Source organism: Lysinibacillus irui (genome assembly GCF_028877475.1).
GTDB classification, from domain to species: domain Bacteria; phylum Bacillota; class Bacilli; order Bacillales_A; family Planococcaceae; genus Lysinibacillus; species Lysinibacillus irui.
In genome coordinates this window covers 884,088-905,929 of sequence record NZ_CP113527.1, presented here as the reverse complement: position 1 = coordinate 905,929, position 21,842 = coordinate 884,088, and the positions used below count along the sequence as shown (strand labels likewise).

Below are 21,842 nucleotides of genomic sequence, written 5' to 3'. Positions count from 1 at the left end.
ACCATAACAGCACCAATGACAATAACTAATATCACATCAAAATATGGCGGATTCCCAATGTGCTTCAAGAATATAAAAAGCTATTCCTATCACTTTTTCAAGCAATAGAAATAGCTATGATTTTGTATGTTATACCGTTTCCGATTCTTTTGCATGTACCCGCTTCATGAAATCATTCACATCAGCAGGAACTTTACGATCTAATAATGACACAATGATAACTGATAAGAAACCAACAGGCACTGTCACGATACCTGGAATTTTAAACTGTAAGAAGCTTGGTAATGTTCCTGGTAAAAAGATCATCCACATGGATACGGCAAGACCAATTAGTAAACCCGCAATAGCTCCCTTCTCTGTCATGCCTCTCCACCAAATACCTAAAATAAATATGGGTGTGAATGTACTTGCTGCGACAGTAAAGGCAAGTGCAACTAAATGTCCAATAGATGCATCTTTCACAAGTAATCCCAGTGCTCCATATAAAATGCCTAATAATAATATAGCTACTTTTCCAGCAACAACACGTTGCTTTTGTGTAATGTCCTTTTTCATAATGTTGGCATATAAATCATGAGCTAGCGCACCTGAGCTCGTGATAAACAGCCCTGAAAGGTTGGAGAATATGGCTGCAAACGCTCCTGCAATAACTAAACCAAGTAACCATTTTCCTCCTAATGCAAGTGCCGTAGTAGGAATCACCATATTATTTCCACCTAATACTAAATCACGCATTACCTCCTCACTAGCTGTTCCAGAAATGAAAATGGAGCGACCTACAACACCTAGATAAACAGCTAATAAGAAGAATACGCTGGCAATACCGATAGCCATCAGTGCAGATTTACGTGCTGCTTTCGCACTAGGATTTGTATAAAAACGCAATAATATATGAGGCAGTCCAATCGTTCCTAACGCTAAACCAATCGTCATACTAATAGTTTGCCAAAACGTTGGGAAATAGAAGCCTGTGCCTGTCCAAGCACCCCCATCAAAATTGACATCACTACCATCCAAAGCATACGGTGAAGTACCAGTGATAGGTCCACTAAAGGAATTAATAGCTGCGAGAATTTTATCATAATGTAAGCCACTATAAACCGCAGCTATTAACATGACAATAAAGGCTCCAAGACGAATCCAAAGCTCTAAAGCTTGATTGATGGTTGTTCCTTTCATTCCTCCAATCCCTACATAAAAAACCATCACAATACAAGTAAAGATAATGCCGAATTCATAGGAAGTACCAAAAAACATACTTAAAATTTGAGCCGCACCTAATAATTGGGGAGCTGCATAAAAGCCCGAGATAGCTAAAACGACCGCAACTGCTACTAGGCGAGCTCGTCTACTATGAAAACGATAACCTAAAAAATCAGCAACTGTAAATGCACCAAAACGTCTTAACGGACCGGCTACAAAAATAGCTAATAATGTTAACCCAATAGAGAAACAAAAAGCATAATAAGCCCCATCATAGCCTAGTTGAAATGTTAAACCAGCGATCCCAAGGAATGTTGCTGCACTTAAATAATCCCCACCAATCGCAGAACCATTTGTAAACCATCCAAAGCTTCGTCCTCCTACAAAGAAATCCGATGCTGTTGCATTTCTCTTAGTTAAATACGTAATGTATACAATCGTTCCCATTAAAGCAATGGTCATTAACATCTTTGGTTCTAATAGCGCTTCTATCATTCAACATTTCCCCCTTTGTTCCAACTACTTATTTGCTAAATCATATTTTTTTAGGCGCTTTTCGTACAAGGCTGTATGCACATAGGCAATAATAAATGCCATCGCCATCATCACAATCGTTGTTACAAACCATGTAACTGTCATTCCACCCCAAATTTTCTTAAATGCAAACTCTGGAGCAAACCAATTCATAACAGGGATACTAAAAATCAAAATAAAGTAAAATACCGATAAACCTAAACCTGTTGTAAATTCATCTTTCATAATTTTGTTTGTTGTCGCATCAAGAGGAGGCAAATCTTTCACATCAATAGTTCCTGCCTCCACGTAGTCATAATCATGACTTCCAACTTCCGCCATAAGCCAACTCCCCCTTTTTCTTGTCAGCAAATAATTATCTGAAATTTCAAATTATTATTTACTACAATTATTTTATTCTATTTCAACTACAATATAGATATAAAATATTGCTGTATTAGTACAAAAAATTGCTATTTTAAGTTAAAATATTTCTATCTTTTCAATTCACAGGGGGATGGTAGCATTTTAAAGGTGGTATGGTATATGGAAAGCTCATTTGACAAGCAACAAATGAGTGAATGGTTACAAGAGGTTTTACCAAACGCTTTTGAGGAAAGTAAAGTATCAAAGCCAGAAGATGAGGCCATTATTGTCTATGAAGTCAATCGGTTATTTGATTGGGTAAAGATTAATCGATTAAAAAGAAATTATCCTAACAGTATAATTGTCCCGGTTGTTACAGAACACCTTACCTACTCAACTGGTATAGCCATTGAATTAGTTTTACCTGCACTTCTCATAAAACCATTACAAAAATCAAAATTTTTACGAATTGTAAAGAAGCTGTATACAGCCTATCAGGAAAAAAAGGCTAGTTCACTCACACTGCTTGAGCTATCACAACAAGTGTCCCAACATCATACCTCACCGTTCCGAGAAGCATTTTTAAAGCGTTTGATACGGGGTGAAGTCGACAATGAACAAGAAATTATCCAATCTTCATCCTTTCTATCATCAAACTGTATACCTAATATTGTGTTTTTAATTCAAGGCTATATCGATGGAGATGATAAGAAAGCAGATGCAAGCAGTATCATCACCAATATTTTCCGTCAAAATTTCGTAAATCAAGCACCTTTGTCCTTTTTACATTTTGAACGCTATTTACTACTTCTCATGCGAATTCCGAGTGAGTACAACTCATTCAAACATTGGTCAGAGGGAGAAGCCTGTCTTTTAGAAGTTATTGAAACACTGAAAAGGGACTATTGCATTCATTTGTTTATGGGGGTTGGTAGTGTATTTCAGGACGCTATGCAAGTGAAAGAGTCCTATAGCCAAGCACGAAAAGCACGAAGAAAACCACCTATCGATAACATTCATATAAGATATTACGAGGATTTAACAAAGCATGAGCAGCTTCAAAAAGCCATCCATTATATTGAAGAGCATTATGACGAGCAACTAACCATTCGTGATGTGGCAAACTATATAAACTTTAGCTCCACACATTTTAGCAGACTATTTAAAAAGGAGACTGGTCGAAATTTCGTTGACTACGTTGCCTTTACTCGCATCATCAAAACATTACCCTTTTTACGTAAATACGACTACACCATAGAAAAAATCGCCTCCACTTGTGGCTTTAACACACCTAATTATTACAGTCTAACCTTTAAAAAATATGTAGGGATCTCACCAACAGACTACCGCAATACGAAAGAAATTTTATTTAAATAGTTCCAGCTAAAAGAATCTGCTAAATCTTCATGAAAAAAAGCAAGCCCCCTTAAAAGGAGACTTGCCTATATCTACATTGTATGCAGATTCTTGTTATTAAAAGAAAACTTAAGCGTAATATTTTTCTACAACTTCTGCACAGCGAGCGCAAACTGTTGGTTGTGCCTCATTTGTTCCAACTGTTTCTGAAATTGACCAGCAGCGCTCACATTTCTCACCTGTAGCCTTCTCAACAACAATGGAAACATGCTCAAGTGCTAAAGCTTCTGCAGGCGCTTCTTCAATTGCAGCTACCTCAAATGCTGAAACGATAGAAAGTTGTGCAAAATCAATGTTCGCATCATTCAATAATGCGACAACATCTTCTTTTGCATAGACAGTCACTTTTGCTTCAAGTGATTTACCAATTGTTTTAGCGTTACGCGCTTCCTCTAATGCTTTTAAAATATCGTCACGCACATCAATAATTTTTTCCCATTTCTCACGAAGACTGTCAAAGTTCGCTTGAACATCTACCTCTGGGAAGTCTGTTAATTGAACCGACACTTCCTCTACAACCCCTTGAGCGTGGAGGTAAGACCACATCTCGTCTGTTGTATGAGGAATAATTGGTGTCATAATTTTAACTAATGTCATTAATGTATCGTAAATGACTGTTTGCATTGCTCGACGGTCTTTGTTGTCATGACCTTCAATATAAACTACGTCTTTCGCAATATCTAAATAGAATGAAGATAACTCCACAGCTACAAAATTATTGACTACATGATAAACAGCAGCGAAATCATAACGATCGTAGGCTGCACGCACAGCTTTTAAAACATCTTGCAAGCGCATATACACGTATTGATCCATTTCACGAAGCTCTGCATAAGCTACACGATCTTTCTTTGGATCGAAATCAGCAATATTGCCGTGTAAGAAACGGAACGTGTTACGAATTTTACGGTACACTTCTGACACTTGCTTTAACATATCCATAGAAATACGCACATCAGCTGTATAGTCCACAGAAGCAACCCAAAGTCGAAGAATATCTGCACCATATTGATCCATTACTTTTTGTGGAATAATGACATTTCCTAATGATTTACTCATTTTACGTCCTTCACCATCAAGAACGAAACCATGCGTTAAAAGTCCTTTGTATGGTGCGTAACCATTGATAGCTACAGATGTAATTAGTGATGAGTTAAACCAACCACGGTGTTGGTCAGAGCCTTCTAAATATAAATCAGCTGGATATTTCATGCCTCGTTCAACAAGTACACCTTGGTGAGATGAACCTGAATCGAACCAAACGTCCATAATATCATTTTCTTTTGTAAATTCGCCGTTCGGACTACCTGGATGTGTAAAGCCTTCTGGCAATAATTCTTTCGCTGTTTTTTGGAACCAAATATTTGATCCATGCTCACGGAATAAAGCAGAAATATGGCTAATTGTTTCAGGTGTAATAATTGGTTCACCATTTTCAGCGTAGAAAATTGGAATTGGCACGCCCCAAGCACGTTGACGTGAAATTACCCAGTCTCCACGGTCACGAATCATATTATAAAGGCGTGTTTCTCCCCAAGCTGGTGTGAACGTTGTTGCTTTAACAGCCTCAAGTAACTCACCACGGAATGCTTCAACAGATGCAAACCATTGTGGTGTGGCACGATAAATAACTGGTTTTTTTGTACGCCAGTCATGTGGATAAGAGTGTGTAATGAAACTAAGACTTTCTAATGCATCCACTTCTTTAAGTTTTTCTGTTACTAGTTTATTGGCATCATTATAAAATACGCCTTCAAAACCAGGTGCTTCTTCTGTATAGCAGCCACTATTATCAAGAGGACTAAGAATGCCTAAGCCATATTGTTTACTAATATGATAATCATCTTCCCCGTGTCCTGGCGCTGTATGAACACAACCTGTACCCGCATCTGCAGTAACATGATCTCCAACCATCACAAGAGATTCTCGATCATAGAATGGATGTTGGGCTACAATACGATCTAGTGCATCCCCTTTTACTTCTTGAACAACCTCATAGTTTTCCCATTCAAGAGCAGTTGCCACTGACTCTAATAATTCTTTAGCGATAATGAATTTTTTAGTTGCCACAGCAACTACTACATAGATAAATTCAGGGTTCAAAGAAATCCCTAAGTTTGCTGGTAATGTCCAAGGAGTTGTTGTCCAAATGATAAATTTAGCATCTGCTGGAACAACACCTTTCGCATCCTTAATAGCAAAGCTTACATAAATCGATGGTGATTTGATATCCTTGTATTCAATTTCAGCTTCTGCCAAAGCAGATTCAGAAGATGGAGACCAATAAACTGGTTTTAACCCTTTATAGATGTAACCTTTTTCCGCCATTTTACCAAACACTTCAATTTGACGTGCTTCAAATTCAGGTTTCAATGTAATATATGGATTTTCCCAATCACCGCGAATGCCTAGACGTCGGAATTGCGTACGTTGATTGTCAATTTGTTCATACGCATATTCTTCACAAAGTTGGCGGAATGCTGCTACTGACATTTCTTTACGCTTTACACCTTTGTTTGTCAATGCTTGCTCAATTGGTAAACCATGCGTATCCCAACCAGGAATATAATTAACATGGTAGCCAGTCATGGAGCGGTGACGTGTAATCATATCTTTCAATACTTTATTTAATGCATGGCCGATGTGGATATCACCATTTGCATATGGAGGACCATCATGTAGGACAAACTCTGGACGACCTTCAGTACGTTCCATTTGTAATTTGTTAATATCCATGTCATTCCATTTATCTTGCATTTTTGGCTCATTTGCTGGAAGATTTCCGCGCATTGGAAAATCTGTTTTTGGCATTAATAATGTATCTTTGTATTCAACCATTTAAAATTCCTCCTTTATTTTCCACAAGCATAATAGACATTTTTCACATAGGACAGTTATTGGCAAATTCAGCTAAAACGATTCGCAAACAAATAAAAAAAGCCCTCAATCCCACTAAGGGACGAGAAGCTTCTACTCGCGGTACCACCCTACTTGTAGCACAAAAATTATTGTACTACCTCTTTCAAGCACGTTAACGTCGTGCAACACGAAATAACTTACTTTTTTCAGCTATTTAGCTCAGAAGTGATGTTCAATGTTAGTTGCATGTTTGGGCTCGCACTGTCCCCAAATCGCTTCACTACGCCTAACAAATACTGTCTTCGTCTCTGCCTCTATGCGTATCTGTTCAAAATAATTACTATTACAAAGTATATGAAATTCATACAATCGCGTCAAGTTTCAATTGTAAAAGAAAAGTTACATATCTTCGGACTCCTGTGCTTCCTCAACAGACGCCTGAATTTCAGTTAAATCAATATCGTATTGTAGCAAATGATCCCAGTCATCTGCATTCAATAAGTCAAGCTGTGCCTCTACAAGCATCTTAAAACGATTACGGAAAACCTTAGATTGTTTTTTTAGCTCATCAATTTCAATCGTTACCTTACGAGCCTTCGTTAAAGCTTCATTGACAATTCGATCAGCATTTTTCTCTGCTTCTTTCAAAATGAGTTTAGCCTCTTTTTGTGAATTTCTTCGCACTTCATCTGCAGCTTCTTGCGCTACTACAATAGATTTCTGCAAAGTTTCTTCTAAGGAGTTAAAATGCCTCGCTTGTTCTAATGCCATTTCTAATTGCTTAACGACTTCCTTTTTTTCCCTAAGCAAAATTTCGTAGTCTTTAATAATCTGATCTAAAAATTCATTTACTTCATCTTCAGCATAACCTCTGAAAGCTTTTGTAAACTCCTTATTATGTATATCAATAGGTGATAATGGCATACAATCCTTCTCTCCTTTACAAGTACATTCGTAGTTTCTATTATACAATTGTTCCGACAACTTAGCAGTAAAAATTAATGAAATTTACTTCACTTTCAGCTTTTTTGGGCCAATCGACCGATTTGTAGACGGATTTTATCCTTTTTTGTACGGCCTTCTGTCATAATAATTTTGACACGACCGCTTCCACGTATCGATAAAATATCACCCTCTTGTAATTCAAAAGCGACAGTATCCCGCTCCGTCCAATTGACACGCACTTTTTTTCCAGTAATTAATGCTTGTGCCTTTTGGCGTGACACATTTAAAATCGTCGCAATGATCACATCTAAACGCATCGAAGAAACTGTATGTGCTTCCTCAAACCACTCTTCCTCATTGATAAGCAGTGGGGCGTCTTCCTTTAGTGATTCTACATGTACCTTTACTTTACCAATACCCGTTAAATGTAAACGGACATAATCCGCTACCTCCTGTGCGACAACGAATTGCACCTGCTGCTCATTGACACGAATATCACCGAATTTACTACGGTTTAAGCCTAATGATAACAATGCCCCTAAAACATCTGGATGACGCAGTTGAATAAATTTAGTCGGATACTGGATGGTAAAGGCTGTCAGTTGAAAGTCTTCATCTGTAGCTTCATAGTACGCAGGAAAAATGAGCATACGCTGCCTCTCTGCTCCATCAAATAGCCCTGAACAAGCTGTCTTTAGAGTGTCGTCCTGTCCAATAACCGATGACACAATAAAACGTTGCCTTGGGTCAAGAAAATCGGTCAACTTGGGTGCATAGCGATCCTCTACCTCACGCTGCCAGCTTAGCACTTGTTCAATAAAAGGCTGCTCATCTTTTCGAAAATGCTGGATTAAGTGTTCCATCTTGTTGTCTCCTCTTTCACTAGTTCCTATTTGCTTTGTTGGATGAACGTAGTAAAACTAGTATTCCCCATAAATAAAAAATCCCCACCTAAACGTGAGGATTTACTTCTAAACGAACATAAGAAATATTTTCTGAATGACTATAACAAGCCCTCTTTCAATAAAATTCAGCATAAAGATAGCCACAATTGGTGAAATATCTATCATTCCAAGTGGCGGAATAAACTTTCTGAATATCCCTAAATATGGTTCACACACTCTTTCAAGCATGCGACCAATGGCTGAATTTTGAGCGGCAGGCACCCAAGACATTAAAATATAGGCAATTAGCATAAATGAATAAATCCTAAATGCTAACGATACATAACCAAGTATTATAAAAAAAGTCATATAAACTACAATCCTCGCTATTAATTATCGTCTAAAATAAAGTTTGTAATTTCACCAGTCACTTCTACATTATCTGGCGTGCATAGGAAAATATCTTTACCAATACGCTGGATATCTCCAGCAAGGGCGTAGACTGTTCCACTTAAAAAATCAATAATGCGTTTTCCTTGCTCCCGCTCAATACGTTGTAAATTGACGATTGTTGCACGTTTATTTTTTAAATGTTCTGCAATATCTTGTGCTTCTGCATAAACTCTAGGCTCTATTAACACTACTTTTGCGCCCTTAGAGCTCATAGCTGCTTGTAAACTGACAATGTTGTTAGGAGTTGCTGCTGAACTTTGTGGCACAATTTCATGAATAGATGCCTTCCGTTCTTTAATTGTTTTTTTAGGCTTTATTGAATGAATCGGTTGCTGTTGTTGTATGGGTTGTTGCTGCTGAATAGGAGCTTGCGTGATTTCTTCTTCTAATTCTTCTTCAAGGTAAAAGAAGTTTTTAATTTTATTTTTCATGCTCATCCTGTTCCCCTCTTTCATTTCCAACAAGAGCCGTTCCGACTCGAACAAAAGTAGCCCCTTCCTCTACCGCAATTTCAAAGTCATTAGACATGCCCATTGATAACTCGGTACAAGGTGCGTGTGCGAATCCTTGCTCGGCTATTTGCTGTTGACATTGTTTTAATTGCTTGAAAACGGAGCGAATTAGCTCTTCGTCTTCCGTATTTGGTGCCATTGTCATTAAACCTACAACTTGAATCTTTGTAAATTCTTTCAATGATTCTACAAAAGGTAAAACTTCTTCGATGGTTAAACCATGTTTAGATTCTTCTCCTGAAACATTTACTTGTACAAAGCATTTAACAGGTTTTTCTGCTCTTTTTTCAATTTCTTCCGCCAAGCTCAATCGATCTAATGAATGTAAAAAATCAATGCTGTTAATCACTTGTTTTACTTTACGTGTTTGAAGTGACCCGATATAATGCCAGTACACATCAGCTTGAATTTCTGTAATTTTACGATGTAAGCCTTCGGGTCTATTTTCTCCTAAATGAGTGAGACCGGCATCAATTGCTTCTTGCGTTCTTTCAACAGAAACTTCTTTTGTCACCGCAATTATTTGAACATGATTGCTCTGACGATTGCCTTTTTTTTCTGCTGCTGCTATTAAATCCTGTAGTTTGTTTAAATTTGTTAAGATTTTTGTCACTGTTTTTCCCAACTTTACAACAATAGTTTCTTTTATTGTAACAAGCAATGCTTGATTTATCAATGAATAGCCTGACCTATGTCAGCGTACATGATCTCAATTTTATAAACAGATGTCTTAGGAAAGTGCTTTTACTAAAATAACGTCCTTGCCAACAACAAGCACATCTTTCATATACACTTTTCTAACAGACTCTTCCCCTTTAAAAAAACCAAGATATTTACGAGGCTCTGCAATTAAAAATGCTGTCACATAGCCCGTTTCTTTTGATACTTCGGCATCTATTACAAAGCCTATAAATCGTCCATTTCCTGCTTCAATGACTTCTTTTTGCTGTAACATCGAAAAACGCAATGACATACCTCCTCTAACAATTACTTTTGTACGTTCCATTCATGTCCTTCATCAAACTTTGCTGTCACTTATTTTATGTATCATTTGTTCATTGAATGAAGATAAAATGCGCACCGAATAATTCGATGCGCATTTTTTTATTTGTAATCCTTTTGCATTGTTTCAATCGCATTTTTTTCAAGACGCGAAATTTGTGCTTGAGAAATCCCTAGTTCCTTAGCAATTTCTGTTTGAGTCTCCCCATAATAAAAACGTTTTGCAACGATCATTTGCTGACGTTCATCTAGCTTTTGCAAGCTTTCCTTTACCGACACGTAGGCAACCCATTGATCCTCTGATACATCATCATCACGTAATTGATCCATCATATAAACAGCGTCTCCACCGTCTGAGTAAATAGGCTCTTGCAAGGAAACAGGATCTTGAATAGCATCTAAAGCAAATAACACATCTTCTTTTTTCATGTCAATCATCTCAGCAATTTCTTCAATCGTTGGTTCTCGCAAATTATCGGTTATCCACTGCTCTTTTGCCTGCATTGCCTTATAAGCTATATCTCTTAGAGAGCGAGATACACGTAATGCATGATGATCACGCAGATGGCGACGAATTTCTCCAATGATCATCGGTACAGCATATGTCGAAAATCGTACATTATGCTTTAAATCAAAATGATCAATGGCTTTCATGAGGCCAATACAGCCTACTTGAAATAAATCATCTGCCTGTTCACCCCGATAGGCAAATCTACCGACAATACTTAGCACTAACCTTAAATTGCACATTACAAGCTCTTCCCTAATCTCAGTTTCTCCAGCTTGTAAGCGGATGAAGAGTTCCTTCATTTCCTCGTGCTTTAAAATTGGCAAAGTCGATGTATCTAAGCCGCAAAGATCTACTTTTGTTCGCATATTCGATTCCTCCGGATGTTATTCTCTGACTAAACCGTGACATCAGTTTGTCCGAGAGAAACAAGAATATGCACAAAAGCTGCGACCAATTTTAGGTAGGTTAAATTTCCCTCTCTACGAAATTGGTTGATTTAAATTTTCACGTAAATCTTGAATAATTTTCTTTTCTAAACGGGAAATATATGATTGCGATATGCCTAAATGATCGGCAACTTCTTTTTGTGTCATTTCAACTTTTCCATTGAGACCAAAACGACACTCCATAATATAACGCTCTCGCGCACCCAATAAATTAATGGCATGGAACATATGCTGTCGCTCTATTTTCTTCTCTACATTATCAAGAATAATATGCTCTTCTGTTCCTAAAATATCGGACAGTAATAATTCATTTCCATCAGCATCAGAGTTTAGTGGTTCATCTAGTGAAACTTCACCCTTCATACGACTCGTTTTTCGTAAGTGCATTAAAATTTCATTTTCAATGCAGCGTGATGCGTATGTTGCAAGTTTGATATTCTTATCTGTATTGAACGTCTCGATCGCCTTTATTAAACCAATGGAACCAATGCTAATTAAATCTTCAATTGGCGTTCCCGTATTATCAAAACGTCTAGCTATATAAACAACAAGACGTAAATTACGTTCAATTAGTGTGTCTCTAGCTCGTAAATCACCGTTCATAAAGGATGCAATGACTGTAACTTCTTCTTCTCGACTTAATGGCACTGGCAATGAATCATTTCCCCCTATATAGTACGTTTCACGACTCCGAAACTTACTCCATAATTTTTTCAAGCTAGCAAGTAGCCTAAGAAGCAATAGTTCTCCCCCTCTATGAGTTATTTGAAAGCGCTGAAAAATGTAAAATTGCTGCTGTGCTATGTGGAAAATTTTTTGCTTTTTTGGTTAAAACGATGTATTCATTCGTTTTCACTTGGGAAGGCTCCCCCTTTATATGCCATTCATCAAAGCGAAAACCAAGGACAACTGATTGCTGTTGTACCGTATTGACATGAATAAATCGTATATAACGCTGATAATCTTCAGAAAACATAGATACATCGTATGGGTCTGTTTCTTGCCATTCTATTAATGATTTTCGAAACGCTGAAGGTAAGTGTGGTCGCAATGCTGTATAAGAGACAAAATGAACTGGCTTTCCTGATAATGGCTCAATCGCTTGATTGCCTGTATCAACAAAAGCGGAAAGCGGGATTGTTGCTCCAAAAATTTTTAAAGTTGTATCAAATACAAACTGACCACTTAAGCGCTCTAACTTGACAAATCCCCATTGCTTATAAAATGCAATAAGATTTAAAACTGCCAATAAAAAGCAAATCATAATAAAATGAGTAACAGAAAGATTTTTCAAAAAAGGTTGTAGTGCTGTTAACAATCCACCAATCACGATCGTTGCTGTTAACACAATAGGTCCTTGCTTTTGAAAGCTACGAATCTTGAAGCGAAATGCTATACCAATTAACAATATAAAACTAAGAATCGTCGTCCACAGCATTTGACCGCCAATGACAGCTACAAAACTACTACAAATTGAACTCATTAATAATCTTGAATTTTTCACTAAGACTCCTGTGACTCTTGCTGTAAACGTGAGTATCGCTAGATTAAAAAGCGTATTAATGAGCACCAGCCATTCTCCATACATAACAGCCGCCTCCTATATACAAAGTTAGCATGTTACTCCCACAAATATTGTCAAACAATCGCATCATTTCCTAAAAATGTTTTGACAAAAAACATGGTTTCCTTACACATTTGAACATCATGCCAGCCAAAATAAAAAGCTCGTATTCTACATATGTAAAATACGAGCTTTTTAGAAGTTATTTGTTTTATCTTATTTTCAGCAATTGTACCGAAAGAGAAGCATCAGGTAGACTTTTTCAAAGGACAAAGAAAAGTTCTATTCCCCAACTCGAAAGTCTGGAACCAATGATGCCGAGACGTCATAGATTTAGCCTCGATTTTTGCGGTTACGTAAAAATGCTGGGACTTCAAGCATGTCATCCTGTGCATAATGTTGCTGATTTTGACGTGGCTGCTCTTGTTGAACATGCATTTCTTGTCGTTGTTCACGAATTGGTGCTTGTTGCTGTGGAGCAGATTGTCTGTTTATGTTAAGTGACGGCTTCGTTGTATTACGTTGTTGCTGTAAAGCTTCCTCTGAGAAGCCAGTAGCAATGACTGTAACAATAATTTCATCTTTAAGGTTTTCATTAATAACTGAACCGAAAATCATGTTTACTTCTTCATCTGACGCAGAGGCTACGATATCTGCTGCCTCTTGCACTTCAAATAAGCTAAGATTTGAACCACCAGTGATGTTCATTAGGACGCCTTTAGCACCATCGATTGATGATTCAAGCAATGGACTTGAAATAGCTTTCTTTGCTGCTTCAGAAGCTCTGTTTTCGCCTGTAGCAATACCAATCCCCATCAATGCTGAACCTTTGTTAGACATAATTGTTTTCACGTCTGCAAAGTCTAAGTTAATAAGACCAGGTGTGGCAATCAAATCTGAAATACCTTGTACACCTTGACGTAGAACATTATCAGCTTCTCTGAAGGCTTCTAACATCGGCGTTGATTTATCGACAATTTGTAATAGCTTATCGTTCGGGATGACAATCAGTGTATCCACAGATTCTTTCATACCACCAATACCACCGATTGCCTGTGTTTGGCGTTTACGACCCTCAAATGTAAATGGACGTGTTACAACCCCGACTGTAAGGGCTCCCAATTCACGTGCGATCTGTGCAATGACTGGTGCTGCACCAGTACCCGTTCCACCACCCATACCAGCAGTAACGAATACCATATCTGCACCACGTAGAACCTCTTCTAGTTGTTCTCTACTCTCTTCAGCAGCTTTTTTTCCTACTTCTGGATTTGCACCTGCGCCTAATCCACGTGTTAACTTAGCACCAATTTGTAGCTTTACTTCCGCTTTAGATAAATTTAATGCTTGAGCATCCGTGTTAACAGCGATAAAGTCAACACCTTGCACACCATGTTCTATCATTCGATTGACAGCGTTGTTACCGCCACCACCAACACCTATGACCTTTATTACTGCAAGTTCATCAACACTTGTATCAAATTCTAACATCTCTTTTTTCCTCCCACGGTAACTCGACTCTGTATCATTCATTACGCATTCTAGTTAATCAAAAAACTTATCAAATAATTTTTTTGCTCTCCCGATTACGCTTTCTTTTGGTTCTGAAGGTGCAGAATACTCTTGCTTTTTACTTATAGTTGGCTGAGCCCCTACAACTGCATATTCAATAGGTTGCGTATTCGAACTTTTACCGTAAAAATCATCTTCTAAATAGGCGTAACGTATAAGTCCAACTGCCGTCGCAAATGAAGGCTCTCTAACGCCAATATAATCGGGTGTATAGATTCTTACACGCGTTTGTAGAATTTGACGTGCCAATTGGGCTATCCCCTCAAGCTTTGCAACACCACCTGTTATAACAACGCCACCCGGTAAATCTCGTACACCTAAACGCGCTAATTCATCAATAACTAACTCCAATAATTCTTCTAAACGAGCGCCAATAATTTCCGATATATAGCGCTGACTGTACTGATCTGTAGAATCTGTGCCAACAATAGGCACTTCAAAGAGTTCGTCATCAGATGCATCATCATAAAAGGCATGTCCATACTGGTGTTTGATTTGTTCGGCTTGTTCTGTTGGTGTTTTTAAAACGATTGAAATATCTTTCGTTATATGATCACCACCGACAGGTAGGACACCTGTATGGGTTAACAAACCTTCTTCAAATACTGCAATTGTTGTAGATCCGCCTCCTAAGTCTATAAAGGCAGTTCCTTGGTTTTTTTCATCTTCAGTTAATGCAAAATAGCCTGATGCTAATGGTTGTAAATATATTTCTCGTATACTTAACCCAGCGCGCTCAACACAGCGAAGAACATTGTGTAGAAGCGTTTTGGATGTCGTTATCATTGTTGCATCCATTTCTAGACGGATGCCAATCATACCACGAGGATCTTTAATTTCATCAAGGTTGTCCACAATAAACTGTCTTGGAATGATGTTAACTAATTCACGTTCAGGAGGTATTGACATGACTTGTGCAGATTCTACCACTCTGTCTAAATCATCATCTGTAATTTCTCTGTTTTCACTATTTACAGCGACAACACCTTTAACTAGCTGTAACATCGTCTGGTTAGCTGGAACGCCTAAAACGACTTCATGAATTTGATAACCTGTCATTCGTTCGGCTTGTTCTACTGCTTTTCGAATAGATTGTACTGTTGCGTCAATGTCAACAATTGCACCTTTTCGAACTCCATTCGATTTTACATTTCCGACGCCAATTACATGTAATTGTCCGTCACTCATTTCACCTATTAATACCTTGATAGAGGAGGACCCAATATCAAGTGAAATGTATAAATCTTGCTGATTCAATTCGCTGCACCTCCTTGAAAAATGCTCTTATTTTCATTCTATTGTAAATTTCCCATAATGTCTAAGCAAATCGAGTATTTTGATCAATTTTTCTCTCATTCTATGGAAGTTTTTTTTCGTTTGTGACGTTTCTCATCTATACGAGTTAGTAGAATACGCCTAATTATTGCAATATTTTGGAATAATCGTACTCCAAAAGCGAAAATGGCTGCTAAATACAAATCTATCCCCAAATTCACACCAATGAAGGCTAAACCTGCTGCTAGAACTATATTAAAAAAGAATCCTGATACAAAGACTTTATCGTCGTAAACTTGCTGTAATTGAGCACGGATACCACCAAATAATGTATCTAAAGCTGCTAAAACAGCTATTGACAGATAATTTTCATACATAGAGGGGATTTGTATATTTGTTAACAAGCCAAGGGCAAGTCCAAATATCAAACCTAAAAACGGTAGCCACATATATTAATCTCCTTTTTTTACCTCTGTTAAATAATCATTTGTCAACGGCTGATCAAATGCTGGAATTTGTAACTGTTCAGTTGGATCTTCAATTACTAAGTTAAAATTATCTAAATAAAACGAGTCTATAAACGTTGAGGCTTGTAGTGAATTATACAATTTTTGCGCTGCTTTAAAATCGCTTGTCCCAACTTCTATTTTAAAGGACGGTGAAGACAGGGGTATACTGTTCACTGTTGTTTTACCATTTATATCCCGAATGGCTGTTGTCTGTACAACACGATTGCCATCAATTGAGACACTAGTAGCATCGTTTTTAAAAAGTGCATTTAATAATTGAGTTAACAAATCAGGTGATATTTCTTTAATTTCATAACCCATTTCAATTAATTCAGGTGCCGGCTCTACACGTAATCTGACTCCGGGCCCCATAATTTCTGTTAATCCAGCTTGTAGCTTTAAACGATTTAATGTTTCATTTAAGGCTGCCTGCTGATTTACTTTTTCAGATTGCTCATAGCGATCCACTACTTCATGAAGTGAGCGAATTTCTGCCAGTAATGCGGAATGTCTTTGCTTTTCTAGTGCTAATTCCTCTCTTATTGCCCAAATATCTCGTGTATCTCGCTCTGCTGGTTTTTGTATGGTATTGTATTGTACCGCTATCATCAAACCGATAATAAATAGCACGAACGTTATTCGGGTGTACATATTTCTTTGCAAAATAGCCCCTCCTAGACGTATCGTATTATGCCTCTCAGAATACTAATGTTAAATTGTCAATACAACCTACAATCGACAAATACCTGGAGGCTAAATTAGACTTTAAACATGAATATAGGACTTGTCCCTAACTTTCAACTTTTACTTTAGGCATTGTAAGCTTTTGATTTTCCTCTAATGACACCACAATATTGTCATTTAATAACTGATCCACTACCCCTCCACTTAAATTTAAAGAGGCCATTAATGTTTCTGAATCACCTACTGCTTCTATCACAAAGGGAGCTGGATGTTGTGTACCATCAATTGTTATAACTGGACCATTACAGCGAATATAGGAATTGGCCATAACACGTTGTCCATTGATAGCAATAGCTTGGGCTCCTGAAATTTTCAGTTCATTCATCAACTTAAAAACATGGCTTTCATGGACAATATAGTCATTTGGATTTAAAGATTTCGGATCATAGTCACCATCTTGAAGGGTTATTCGGATTCCCTTCCCTTCACTTTTTAACTCGCCAAGTAATAACCGTAAATCTTCTGCTTGCTCAACAAGCTTTTTATAGTCCTTTTCGTTTGAAGCAAATGATTTTTCATACTTTCTAATTTGTTCTTGTAAAGTATTTAATTCTTCAGTGAGTTCTTTATTGCGTTCTTGTTGTGTTATTAACTCCTCGCGATAGGAATCTTCTTGCTCAAAAAGCTCTGAATCAATCGCTCCTGCTTCCCGGTTATCTTTTGCCTGGTTGTAGGAATAGCCGATAATAAATCCTGTTGTCACACAAACAATTAGTAATTCAAATTGTTTTCTAGTAAAAAAATTCCCTTTGCTATTCTTCTTGTTGTTCATCTTCCGTCACTTCCTGGTTAACCAATTCCCCATCTGCATTCGCTTCCATATCAATGTCTATCTTGTTGTACTCTTCGTTAAAAGGACGATAGTAGGAACCGACCTCTAAATCAATCACGCCTTTTTCTAAGTTGGCAATTTGCGCTACTATAGAAGGGTAATAATTTAGCTTCTCCGCTAGCGTTTGAATAACAGCACGTACTTCATAGCCATCATTCATATAAAGTTTGACTGCATTCGGATTTGCATCATTACTATTCGTGTTAACTTGGGAAATTAAAGCTAAAACTTCTGGCTTTAATTGCGCTAGTTGCTCAACAAGTTTATTAATTGTTTTTTCACCGGTTATACCGATAAAAACTGGTGCATCAATGGGCGTATCATTTCCCGTTTGTTCAAAGCGTTTGCCGTTTTCTAGCAAAGGATAATAAGTACCGTCCCCAGCTAAATACGCAACTTTTTTCCATTCCTTCAGGTCAATCGTTACGCCTTGAAGCCAGTTACGTTTAACATGTACTTCTTTTACCCACTTATCCTTTAATAAAATCCTCTCAATATCTTCCACTTTGAAACCCCACATTGATTTACCAGGCGTAAGTGTACTCGCCTTCACATAATATTCCTCATTCGCAAGCTTAGCACCATTGACGGTTATCTTTTTGATGTTACTGTATGGAGATTGAAAATAAAGGAGTACTGCTAACACAATAAAGAAAAGTAATATTAGCACTATAAATTTCCGATTTGTACGCTTTTTTCGTCGCTTTTTTAGCGTAGGTATGCGATCTTCTATATCGATTACTTTCTCCAAAAAGTACTCCTCCTTTATATTTATTTCGCTAATTGATAAATAATACCTATTATTAACCACATTGTTACTAAAGATGTTCCTCCGTAGCTAATAAAAGGCAAAGTAACACCCGTTACTGGTACTAAACCAATCACAACAGCTATATTCAAAAACGCTTGCACCATTAGCATCGTAACAAGTCCAATAATGGCGTAATAGGATGTTCGATTTTTAGCCTGGACAGCAAATTTATAACCTGCATAGATTGTCAGTACAAAAAGCATTAAAATAACAAGGCCACCAATCAATCCGACTTCTTCTAAAATAATAGCGTAAATAAAATCATTTTGAGGTTCTGGTAAGTACAGAAACTTTTGACGGCTTTGTCCAAAACCATGGCCAAAAATCCCCGCTGGCCCTATTGCCATTAAGGATTGCACTGCTTGGAATCCACTCACTAAAGGATCAGCCCATGGATCAAGAAATGCTTCTATTCGCTTTAGACGATATGGTGCTGTTGCGATTAGCCCTACTAATCCAGCAACTCCAGCTAACATAATCATAGCGTACAGCTTTAACGGATACCCAGCGACAAAAAATAATAAAAACACCGATACAACAAGAATAAAAACAGACCCAAAATCTGGTTGTAACATGATAAGAATGACAGGTAATAGCAAGATGAACCCGTGGCGCCAATTCACAATCATTGTTCCTGTTTTATGTTGCGCTAGTATATGGCTTAAGTACACAATGACAGTTATTTTCGCTAGTTCCGCTGGTTGGATAGTTAAAGGACCTATCCCAATCCAGCTCTGTGATCCATTTCGTACTAGTCCAATTCCTGGGATTAGCACAAGAACAAGTAAAATTAACGAAAATATATAGGCCATTTTCCAAAAGGACTGCTCTCTCAAAATATTTAATCGAATCGTGATTAAAAATACGGCAATGGCTACCACAAAGTATACGCTTTGCTTCATATAAAACGGCATTTTTCCACTATAATGAACAGCACTCCAATAGGTACCTGCAGAATAGACGAAAATAATGCCGATTATTGATAGCATCAAAGTTGTGACGAGCAATAAGTAGCTTTCTTTCCCTCTCAGTAATGCCATCCTTCCAAGTCAAGTATATTCTAAAATAGTTACAGGCTCATTACAGCTTCATTACAGCATCAATAAAAACATCTCCGCGTATTTCAAAGCTGTCATATTGATCCCAACTTGCACAAGCTGGAGATAATAAAATAATATCCCCTTCTGCTGACATCGGAGCTGCATAATGTACAGCGTCTTCTACATTTTGAGCAATGACTGTATGTTCAACACCACACGATTTTGCAAATTCTACAAATCGTAAGCCTGTTTCTCCAAATGCAACAACACCTTTTACATGATTCATACTAGGTCGAAGTTCTTCAAAGGAATGTCCACGATCTAAACCACCTGCAAGTAAAATGATAGGTGCTTGGAAAGCATCTAATGCACTCTTTGTTGCTAGACAATTGGTTGCCTTCGAGTCATTGTAAATCTTTCGACCATTCCATTCACGCACGAATTGTGTCCGGTGTCTAACCCCACCAAAAGTAGCTAAGACTTCTTCCATCTTCTCTTTATCACAGCCTACCAGAATACAAGCTGCAACGGCGGCAAGTATATTTTCTAAATTATGCTTACCAGGCAAGGCGATGTTTGCTCGCTCCATATAGGGTTCACCTTGCCAATAAATTGTTGTCTCATCTGCACTGATGCCGTCTGCCGTACGTCCTTTTGAGCTGAATGGAACTTTTTGTGCATTTGATTGAGCAGCATATCCAACGACAACCGGCTGATCCGCATTATAAATAAAATAATCACTATCATCTTGATTTCGTGTAACACCAAACTTCGCTTCTGCATATTTGTCAAATGTTCCATGATAATCTAAATGTGCATCATAAAGATTCGTTAAAATAGCAACTTTAGGCTTAAATGTTTTTGTCCCCATCAATTGGAAAGAAGACAATTCCGTTACAATAATGTCATCTTCATTAGCCTCTTTAGCAACACCACAAGCAACTGTCCCGATATTTCCAGCAATCAATGGGTTTTTGTTGCCGTTATTTAACATGTCGAATATTAAAGTTGTCGTCGTTGTTTTGCCATTTGAGCCTGTAATACCAATGAATGGTGCCTCACTAATTAAATAGGCAAGCTCAATCTCAGTCCAAACAGGAATGTCACGACTTATAGCATCTGCCACAATGCGATTGCTATAAGGAATACCTGGATTTTTGACTACTATTTCAAAGCCTTCATCAAGTAAATCTTCAGGATGGCGACCACAAATCACTGTTATTCCCTTTTGTAGTAATCCTTGTGCATCTGGACTTTCATCAAAGGGTTTGGAATCATTGACTGTTACAAAGGCGCCAAGCTCATGTAAAATTTCAGCAGCGGCCACACCACTTTTTGCTAGACCTAACACAAGTACTTTTTTATGTTGTAAATCTGTATAGTTTTTCATTAGAACGCCTCCGATAAGACTGCAATCAATGCTACTGCTAGGGCAGTTGACCAGAAAACAAGCACTACTTTCCATTCTGACCAACCTGATAATTCAAAATGATGATGGATAGGACTCATTTTAAAAATACGCTTTTTACGAAGTTTGAAGCTACCTACCTGTAAAATAACGGATAATGTTTCGATTACAAACACTAAGCCGACAAGCAAAAGTAAGAACTCTTCTTTTACTAATACAGATACCATAGCTAAGGCCCCACCTAATGCTAATGACCCTGTATCTCCCATAAATACCTTTGCTGGATTCGCGTTAAATAGTAAAAACCCTAATAAAGCACCTGTTACAGCAAATGTAAAGAGAGCGATATCTGCTTGGCTTTGGAATAGTGCAATTACACCAAACGCCGCAAAGGCAATTGAAGCAGTACCTGCCACTAATCCGTCTAATCCATCTGTTAAATTCACCGCATTGGAGAAGCCTACTAACCAGAATATTAAAAAGGCCACATAGAATACACCAAGATCAATTGTCCACTCTGTAAATGGAATGGCAAGCGTAGTATCAAACGATCCTACATGGAGTAGGAAATAAGCTAGAATAGCAATGACAATTTGACCAATTAACTTTTGTAGAGAGGTTAACCCTAAATTTCTTTTAAAGACAACCTTTAAACCATCATCCAATAAACCTATTAAGCCAAACCCTGCTAAGACTAATAATAGTACTACGGTTTGTGTTGTTAATAAATCTAAAAAGCTACCTACACCAACAGTTGTCAGGAGGATAGAAAGCAAGAAAATAATTCCACCCATTGTTGGTGTACCAGCTTTTTTCATATGTGATTTTGGTCCCTCTTCACGAATACTTTGCCCAAACTTGAGACGACGAAGAAGTGGAATACTAATTGGTGCCAGGATAACTGTTACTATAAAAGCAAGAGCTAAAATGGTAAGTGTTGTTGCGAGTTTCATTGAAAAATCTCCTTTAAATCTTGT

Annotated in this window: 22 protein-coding genes and 1 other annotated feature; of the genes, 1 reads left to right on the top strand and 21 read right to left on the bottom strand. The window is 37.6% G+C overall.

The genetic code is table 11. From position 1 onward, the window contains the following. Positions 1-129 precede the first annotated feature (129 nt). Positions 130-1,698, bottom strand: coding sequence for a sodium/solute symporter (locus OU989_RS04275; protein WP_274795882.1), 1,569 nt, complete (start codon positions 1,696-1,698; stop codon positions 130-132). Positions 1,699-1,722: 24 nt separating this feature from the next. Continuing rightward, positions 1,723-2,058, bottom strand: a complete 336-nt coding sequence (locus tag OU989_RS04270; RefSeq protein ID WP_274795881.1) for a DUF485 domain-containing protein — start codon at positions 2,056-2,058, stop codon at positions 1,723-1,725. A 204-nt stretch (positions 2,059-2,262) separates the two neighbouring features. On the opposite strand from OU989_RS04270, the gene OU989_RS04265 reads away from it, so the two are divergent. Further along, entirely contained in the window at positions 2,263-3,459 is a 1,197-nt protein-coding gene (locus OU989_RS04265) for an AraC family transcriptional regulator (protein ID WP_274795880.1), read from the top strand. Between the two features lie 108 nt (positions 3,460-3,567). Here OU989_RS04265 and ileS read toward each other — a convergent pair whose 3' ends face one another. From ileS to mraY, 19 genes are all read right to left on the bottom strand, one after another. Beyond that, positions 3,568-6,336 carry an isoleucine--tRNA ligase gene (ileS, locus tag OU989_RS04260; RefSeq protein WP_274795879.1) on the bottom strand — a complete coding sequence of 923 codons (2,769 nt, stop codon included), beginning with the start codon at positions 6,334-6,336 and terminating at the stop codon, positions 3,568-3,570. Between the two features lie 114 nt (positions 6,337-6,450). After that, positions 6,451-6,675 (bottom strand) — a binding site (T-box leader). An 81-nt stretch (positions 6,676-6,756) separates the two neighbouring features. Then, positions 6,757-7,281 (bottom strand): DivIVA domain-containing protein, encoded by a 525-nt coding sequence (locus tag OU989_RS04255; RefSeq protein WP_274795878.1) that lies wholly within the window; start codon positions 7,279-7,281, stop codon positions 6,757-6,759. A gap of 95 nt (positions 7,282-7,376) precedes the next feature. Next, positions 7,377-8,165 (bottom strand): YlmH family RNA-binding protein, encoded by a 789-nt coding sequence (locus OU989_RS04250; protein ID WP_274795877.1) that lies wholly within the window; start codon positions 8,163-8,165, stop codon positions 7,377-7,379. A 108-nt stretch (positions 8,166-8,273) separates the two neighbouring features. Continuing rightward, on the bottom strand, positions 8,274-8,555 hold the full coding sequence (locus OU989_RS04245) for a YggT family protein (protein ID WP_274795876.1): 282 nt from the start codon (positions 8,553-8,555) through the stop codon (positions 8,274-8,276). Between the two features lie 20 nt (positions 8,556-8,575). Further along, positions 8,576-9,076 carry a cell division protein SepF gene (locus OU989_RS04240; protein ID WP_274795875.1) on the bottom strand — a complete coding sequence of 167 codons (501 nt, stop codon included), beginning with the start codon at positions 9,074-9,076 and terminating at the stop codon, positions 8,576-8,578. Then, the gene (locus OU989_RS04235) at positions 9,060-9,764 is read right to left on the bottom strand and encodes a YggS family pyridoxal phosphate-dependent enzyme (protein WP_284702025.1); all 705 of its coding nucleotides are present in this window, start codon (positions 9,762-9,764) and stop codon (positions 9,060-9,062) included. The genes OU989_RS04240 and OU989_RS04235 overlap by 17 nt, the downstream gene beginning before the upstream one ends. 117 nt (positions 9,765-9,881) lie before the next feature. Then, positions 9,882-10,157, bottom strand: a complete 276-nt coding sequence (locus OU989_RS04230; RefSeq protein WP_274795873.1) for a PRC-barrel domain-containing protein — start codon at positions 10,155-10,157, stop codon at positions 9,882-9,884. Between the two features lie 98 nt (positions 10,158-10,255). After that, entirely contained in the window at positions 10,256-11,029 is a 774-nt protein-coding gene (gene sigG / locus OU989_RS04225; RefSeq protein WP_004227313.1) for an RNA polymerase sporulation sigma factor SigG, read from the bottom strand. 114 nt (positions 11,030-11,143) lie between these two features. Then, entirely contained in the window at positions 11,144-11,851 is a 708-nt protein-coding gene (gene sigE / locus OU989_RS04220) for an RNA polymerase sporulation sigma factor SigE (protein ID WP_009373518.1), read from the bottom strand. 13 nt (positions 11,852-11,864) lie between these two features. Beyond that, a complete protein-coding gene (locus OU989_RS04215; protein WP_274795872.1) occupies positions 11,865-12,698 on the bottom strand; it encodes a sigma-E processing peptidase SpoIIGA in 834 nt (277 codons plus the stop codon). 309 nt (positions 12,699-13,007) lie between these two features. Next, positions 13,008-14,165 carry a cell division protein FtsZ gene (gene ftsZ / locus OU989_RS04210; protein WP_274795871.1) on the bottom strand — a complete coding sequence of 386 codons (1,158 nt, stop codon included), beginning with the start codon at positions 14,163-14,165 and terminating at the stop codon, positions 13,008-13,010. A 54-nt stretch (positions 14,166-14,219) separates the two neighbouring features. Continuing rightward, on the bottom strand, positions 14,220-15,503 hold the full coding sequence (gene ftsA, locus OU989_RS04205; protein ID WP_274795870.1) for a cell division protein FtsA: 1,284 nt from the start codon (positions 15,501-15,503) through the stop codon (positions 14,220-14,222). A 95-nt stretch (positions 15,504-15,598) separates the two neighbouring features. Then, positions 15,599-15,970: a small basic family protein gene (locus tag OU989_RS04200; protein WP_274795869.1), complete on the bottom strand. Its 372-nt coding sequence runs from the start codon at positions 15,968-15,970 to the stop codon at positions 15,599-15,601. 3 nt (positions 15,971-15,973) lie between these two features. Continuing rightward, positions 15,974-16,693: a DUF881 domain-containing protein gene (locus OU989_RS04195; protein WP_274795868.1), complete on the bottom strand. Its 720-nt coding sequence runs from the start codon at positions 16,691-16,693 to the stop codon at positions 15,974-15,976. Between the two features lie 127 nt (positions 16,694-16,820). Further along, entirely contained in the window at positions 16,821-17,546 is a 726-nt protein-coding gene (locus OU989_RS04190) for a DUF881 domain-containing protein (RefSeq protein WP_274795867.1), read from the bottom strand. Then, positions 17,527-18,357: a cell division protein FtsQ/DivIB gene (locus OU989_RS04185; protein WP_274795866.1), complete on the bottom strand. Its 831-nt coding sequence runs from the start codon at positions 18,355-18,357 to the stop codon at positions 17,527-17,529. Before OU989_RS04185 ends, OU989_RS04190 begins: the two co-directional genes overlap by 20 nt. 20 nt (positions 18,358-18,377) lie before the next feature. Continuing rightward, positions 18,378-19,457 (bottom strand): putative lipid II flippase FtsW, encoded by a 1,080-nt coding sequence (ftsW, locus tag OU989_RS04180; protein ID WP_274795865.1) that lies wholly within the window; start codon positions 19,455-19,457, stop codon positions 18,378-18,380. Positions 19,458-19,497: 40 nt separating this feature from the next. Further along, on the bottom strand, positions 19,498-20,847 hold the full coding sequence (gene murD / locus OU989_RS04175) for a UDP-N-acetylmuramoyl-L-alanine--D-glutamate ligase (protein WP_274795864.1): 1,350 nt from the start codon (positions 20,845-20,847) through the stop codon (positions 19,498-19,500). Then, positions 20,847-21,818, bottom strand: a complete 972-nt coding sequence (gene mraY / locus OU989_RS04170) for a phospho-N-acetylmuramoyl-pentapeptide-transferase (RefSeq protein WP_274795863.1) — start codon at positions 21,816-21,818, stop codon at positions 20,847-20,849. The genes murD and mraY overlap by 1 nt, the downstream gene beginning before the upstream one ends. Between the last annotated feature and the right edge of the window lie 24 nt (positions 21,819-21,842).

What these genes read in the sequence shown, in the direction of transcription:
- OU989_RS04270 (WP_274795881.1), bottom strand. Translation starts at nt 2,058, where the DNA reads ATGGCGGAAGTTGGAAGTCATGATTATGACTACGTGGAGGCAGGAACT.
- sigG (WP_004227313.1), bottom strand. Translation starts at nt 11,029, where the DNA reads ATGCGAACAAAAGTAGATCTTTGCGGCTTAGATACATCGACTTTGCCA.
- ftsW (WP_274795865.1), bottom strand. Translation starts at nt 19,457, where the DNA reads ATGGCATTACTGAGAGGGAAAGAAAGCTACTTATTGCTCGTCACAACT.
- OU989_RS04230 (WP_274795873.1), bottom strand. Translation starts at nt 10,157, where the DNA reads ATGGAACGTACAAAAGTAATTGTTAGAGGAGGTATGTCATTGCGTTTT.
- OU989_RS04190 (WP_274795867.1), bottom strand. Translation starts at nt 17,546, where the DNA reads ATGAACAACAAGAAGAATAGCAAAGGGAATTTTTTTACTAGAAAACAA.
- OU989_RS04215 (WP_274795872.1), bottom strand. Translation starts at nt 12,698, where the DNA reads ATGTATGGAGAATGGCTGGTGCTCATTAATACGCTTTTTAATCTAGCG.
- OU989_RS04275 (WP_274795882.1), bottom strand. Translation starts at nt 1,698, where the DNA reads ATGATAGAAGCGCTATTAGAACCAAAGATGTTAATGACCATTGCTTTA.
- ftsZ (WP_274795871.1), bottom strand. Translation starts at nt 14,165, where the DNA reads ATGTTAGAATTTGATACAAGTGTTGATGAACTTGCAGTAATAAAGGTC.
- OU989_RS04200 (WP_274795869.1), bottom strand. Translation starts at nt 15,970, where the DNA reads ATGTGGCTACCGTTTTTAGGTTTGATATTTGGACTTGCCCTTGGCTTG.
- OU989_RS04255 (WP_274795878.1), bottom strand. Translation starts at nt 7,281, where the DNA reads ATGCCATTATCACCTATTGATATACATAATAAGGAGTTTACAAAAGCT.
- mraY (WP_274795863.1), bottom strand. Translation starts at nt 21,818, where the DNA reads ATGAAACTCGCAACAACACTTACCATTTTAGCTCTTGCTTTTATAGTA.
- OU989_RS04245 (WP_274795876.1), bottom strand. Translation starts at nt 8,555, where the DNA reads ATGACTTTTTTTATAATACTTGGTTATGTATCGTTAGCATTTAGGATT.
- ileS (WP_274795879.1), bottom strand. Translation starts at nt 6,336, where the DNA reads ATGGTTGAATACAAAGATACATTATTAATGCCAAAAACAGATTTTCCA.
- OU989_RS04240 (WP_274795875.1), bottom strand. Translation starts at nt 9,076, where the DNA reads ATGAGCATGAAAAATAAAATTAAAAACTTCTTTTACCTTGAAGAAGAA.
- OU989_RS04250 (WP_274795877.1), bottom strand. Translation starts at nt 8,165, where the DNA reads ATGGAACACTTAATCCAGCATTTTCGAAAAGATGAGCAGCCTTTTATT.
- murD (WP_274795864.1), bottom strand. Translation starts at nt 20,847, where the DNA reads ATGAAAAACTATACAGATTTACAACATAAAAAAGTACTTGTGTTAGGT.
- OU989_RS04265 (WP_274795880.1), top strand. Translation starts at nt 2,263, where the DNA reads ATGGAAAGCTCATTTGACAAGCAACAAATGAGTGAATGGTTACAAGAG.